The following is a 4,374-nucleotide window of genomic DNA, read 5'->3' on the forward strand; positions in this document are numbered from 1 at the left end:
GAAGCCATGGCATTGGTCAAAGACCTACGGGAAAATTACAGGATATTCTGTTCCATAGTGGTTTATCCCGTGATACCTAAAGGGTTAATTTTACTTCGTTTAATCCCAACAGCCACTCATACTGCCGAAGATATTCAGGAAACACTGGATGCTTTTTCAGCCATCAGGGACAGGCTTCATAATGGAACTTACAAACGACTTTCGGCTTCTGTTGCTGCCGCAATGGGAGAGTAGGTTTAAGACACTTACCAATATTATTTTTAAAGTCTGATGTTTTTTGAACATCAGACTTTTTTTTTCAACCCTCTCAGGGTTCAAAATCCAGAGAGGGTTTATTTTTTTGTTGAAAATTCATTAACTTTCGGTGATAACAAATTCACATGCATGAAAATATTTTCTGCCAAGCAAATGTATGAAGCTGATCAGGCCACAGAATCCCGTGAAGGAATTTCGCCGCTGGATTTGATGGAGCGCGCTTCTGAGCAAGTTTTTTTTTGGATAGACAATCAGTTGAAAGGTGCCCGTGTGCCCATACACGTTTTTTGTGGAATAGGAAATAACGGTGGCGACGGAATGGCAGTAACACGAATGTTGCTTGACAAAGGTTACATTGTCGAGCCTTATGTTGTTAATTACAGTGAAACCCGCTCCAAATGCTTTTTGATCAATTACGGAAGACTTAAAGACAATCACAAAATATGGCCAAAAAAAATAACCGGACCGGATGATTTCCCAACGATTAACCCCAATGAGATTGTTGTGGATGCCATTTTTGGCATTGGGCTCAACAGACCGCTTAAAGACTGGCTTAAAGAGCTGGTGCAGTATATTAACCGCTCAAAGGCATTTGTGCTTGCAATAGATGTTCCCAGTGGGATGTTTATTGATGCGCCAACACCTGACCTGAATGCAGTAATTAAAGCCAATGTCACACTTTCATTTCAAGTTCCAAAACTCGCTTTTTACCTTCCTGAAACAGGCTATTTCTCTCAACATACAGAAATTATTGACATTGGTTTGGATAAAAATTATGTCGAAACAACCGAAACCAATGCCCGGCTGATTTTAAAAAATGATGCCCGTTTGATGTACAATCCCCGCGAAAAATTTTCACACAAAGGCACTTATGGTCACGCACTCATTGCCGGGGGAAGTTACGGAAAAATGGGCGCAGTTACCCTGGCGTTAAAAGCCTGCCTGAGGGCCGGGGCAGGAAAAGCATCTGCCTTTATCCCCAAATGCGGCTATGAAATCATCCAGGCCTCAGTGCCGGAAGCCATGGTCATTACTGACCATGAAGTTGAAAAAATAACTGCATTTCCTGACACCAAAAAATTTAATGCCATAGGACTGGGAATAGGATTGGGCACTGACAAGGCAACAGCAGCAGGTTTTGAAGCCTTTTTGAAAACCAACAAAACTCCGTTGGTTCTTGATGCAGACGCATTAAATCTTTTAGCAGCCAACAAAAAACTATTGAAGTTACTACACAAAAACTGCATCCTGACCCCACATCCCGGGGAGTTGGAACGCCTAATCGGTAAATGGAAAAACGACTTTGAGAAGATTGAAAAAACCAAAACCCTTTCCAAATCCATTGACGGAATTGTTGTCATTAAAGGAGCACACACCATCACGGTCTATCACGACCAACTGTATGTCAACACCACGGGAAACCAGGGAATGGCCACAGCAGGAAGTGGTGATGTGCTAACTGGCATTATTACAGGCTTGCTTGCTCAGTATTATGACCCGCTAACAGCAGCAATTTTTGGGGTTTATTTGCACGGACTTGCCGGCGATCTGGCTGCGCAACATACCGGGGTCAATGCACTGGTTGCAGGGGATTTGAATGACTATTTGGGAGATGCCTTTATAGAATTGTTTAGGCTGGAAGGCGACCATGCACCAACTTCAGGGAAATGAACATAAACGATGGGTAAGCTCTAATTAAAAGGAGGTTCAATTTAAAAGCAAACACCTACAAAAAACATCAAATATAGCCTTTGAAACACCCTGTGTTTACAGGTGCTGCCAATGCCTGTACAGAAAACGCATTGTCTCTGTACAGCAAATGCTCCATGCCTGTACAAGAAAGTTGACTTGTCTGTACAGATAATTTATCTTGGTTGTACAGGAAAGCTAAAAACCAAGATAATTTTCTATTTTGCCTGTAGCGGTTTATAGTAATGATCTACACAAAAAAAGTCCCACCGAAGCGGGACTCAAGGTTTTTTACCTACTCCGCCTCTGGCGGATTATTGTGATAAGATTAAAGATTAGAAATTTTAATCTAAAGCAAATAAAGGGATAATTCCTTACTTTTGCAAATCAGGATAAACAATTTGAGAGTGTTTAAGATTTGTTAATGAGACAAATCCTAATTTCTTTTCAACCAGAATTAATTGACTGGTCATTTTAATCAAATCATTTATAAAACACCTTTGCAGAGGTGTTTTTCTTTTATAATCAGACCACAGCAGCTTAAACAGTATACATAAATTTTATATATTTGGTTTAAGCTTAAACATTATTTCATTAATAATAGGTCAAATATAAATCTTTTTTAATACATTTGATTTGAATTTTGAGTTTTTTTCCAAAACAGATTTTTTTTAGAAAATATTTTGTGAGATTTTCCGTAGAATACATCATTATTTTCATTTAAATTTTAGAAGTTGATTTAACAATAATAAATTATGGCAAAGATTTTAGGACTTGATTTAGGGCCGAATTCGATTGGGTGGGCAATAAGAGATAAAAGCAACGAAGGCAATCAAATTATTGACACAAATGTTTTGGTGTACCCACAAGGTGTTGGTGAAGAAAAGGGTGTGGAGTTTTCTTTGGCTTCTGAAAGAACTAAGCATCGTGCGTCCCGTAAACTTTATAGAAGACGTAAAAAAAGAAAAACCGATTTATTAAAACTGCTAATAGATAATGGTTTCTGTCCTTTAAGTAAAGACGAGTTGCTGGTCTGGTCAGTATATAAAAAGGGGAAAGAAATGAAATATCCAACTGAGAATTATGAGTTTTCAGAATGGTTGAAGATTAATCCACGTGAAATTCGAGCTAAAGCCGTAAATGAAATAGTTTCTAAACAAGAATTAGGGAGGGCTTTGTATCATATTTGTCAGCGTAGAGGTTTTAAAAGCGGAAGGAAAGATGCTGATGCAGGTAAAGATTATGAAAGGTATCTAGTTGAAAAAGAAATTTTACAATTAAACAATTGCAAAACCATTGGTGAATATGAATATAGACTCTATTTAGAAGATAAAAAAATCAGAAAAACCAAGTTTACTGCCGATGATCAAGAAGTCAACTCTTCAAGAATTAGTTATGTGGAGGAGTTTAAACTGTTGATGAAAACTCAAAATGTAAATAAGGAGTTAGCAGAAAAACTTTTTAATGCCATCTTTTTTCAAAGACCTTTAAAATCTCAAAAAGGCTCTGTTGGTAAATGTGCTTTAGAAAAATCAAAACCACGTTGTCCGGTAAGCCATCCCTTGTTTGAAGAGTTTAGAATGTTTCAATATTTAAATTCAATTAAATTAAAGGAAAGAAGTGGCGATACTTTTGTTTTTTTATCTGATTTTCCCGAGTATTATAAAATTGCTGAAGATAAATTTTACAGGGTAAGTGCTAAAAATTTCAAGTTTTTGGATATTTCTAAAGGTATCAACACGTTGGCAAAGAAAAATAATCTATTTTTTGAATTCAATTATAAGGATAAATACCCAATAGTCGGAAGTCCTACAATAAGTAAACTCATTGAAGTTTTTAGTGCCAATGATTGGGAAGATTGTAAAAAGACAATCTTGACAACATACAAAAAGCAAGATAACAAAACTATAGATGAACTGGTTGACGAACTCTGGCACACCTTGTTTTTTTCAGGTGATTTTGTTAATGATATCACTACAGAAAAAGTAAAAAAATTCATTAGCGATAGATTTATTATTTCAGATGAAAAAGTAAATTATTATGAAAAGATAAATTTAAAACAAGGCTATTCTTCATTAAGTAAAAAGGCAATTGGTAAGATTTTGCCGTTTCTTAAAGATAAAATTATTTATCCCTATGCTGTTTTCTTTGCAAACATTGATGAAATTATTGGAAAAGAAAAGTGGAATGAGAATAAACAGTTTATTCAAGACACCATCATAGATATAATTTCTGGATATAAAGATGATATTTTAAAAATTGATATTGTAAATGGCTTGACAGGTGATTTTATTAAGGCATATGATAATTCAAATAACGATTACATTTTAGATGAAACCGATAGAAAAAATGTAAAAGAAAAAATCAAGCTCTTTTACGGAAAATATCTTCTTGATAAAATGTCTGATAATGATAAAGAAGCCCTTCAAA

General features: G+C 35.8%; 2 protein-coding genes and 1 pseudogene. All 3 read left to right on the top strand.

Annotation, left to right across the window (positions count from 1 at the left end; all coding sequences use genetic code 11):
* Window positions 1–234: pseudogene (locus tag AC6F75_RS11145) on the top strand (aminotransferase class I/II-fold pyridoxal phosphate-dependent enzyme); the annotation flags it as partial.
* 150 nt (window positions 235–384) lie between these two features.
* Window positions 385–1,926, top strand: coding sequence for an NAD(P)H-hydrate dehydratase (locus tag AC6F75_RS11150; protein WP_500715094.1), 1,542 nt, complete (start codon window positions 385–387; stop codon window positions 1,924–1,926).
* 773 nt (window positions 1,927–2,699) lie between these two features.
* Window positions 2,700–4,374: type II CRISPR RNA-guided endonuclease Cas9 (gene cas9, locus AC6F75_RS11155; RefSeq protein WP_500715095.1), on the top strand; the 1,675-nt coding region annotated here is incomplete at its 3' end.

This window comes from Planktosalinus sp. (genome assembly GCF_059864935.1).

Coding starts and splice junctions, on each gene's coding strand:
- AC6F75_RS11150 (WP_500715094.1), top strand. CDS start 385: ATGAAAATATTTTCTGCCAAGCAAATGTATGAAGCTGATCAGGCCACA.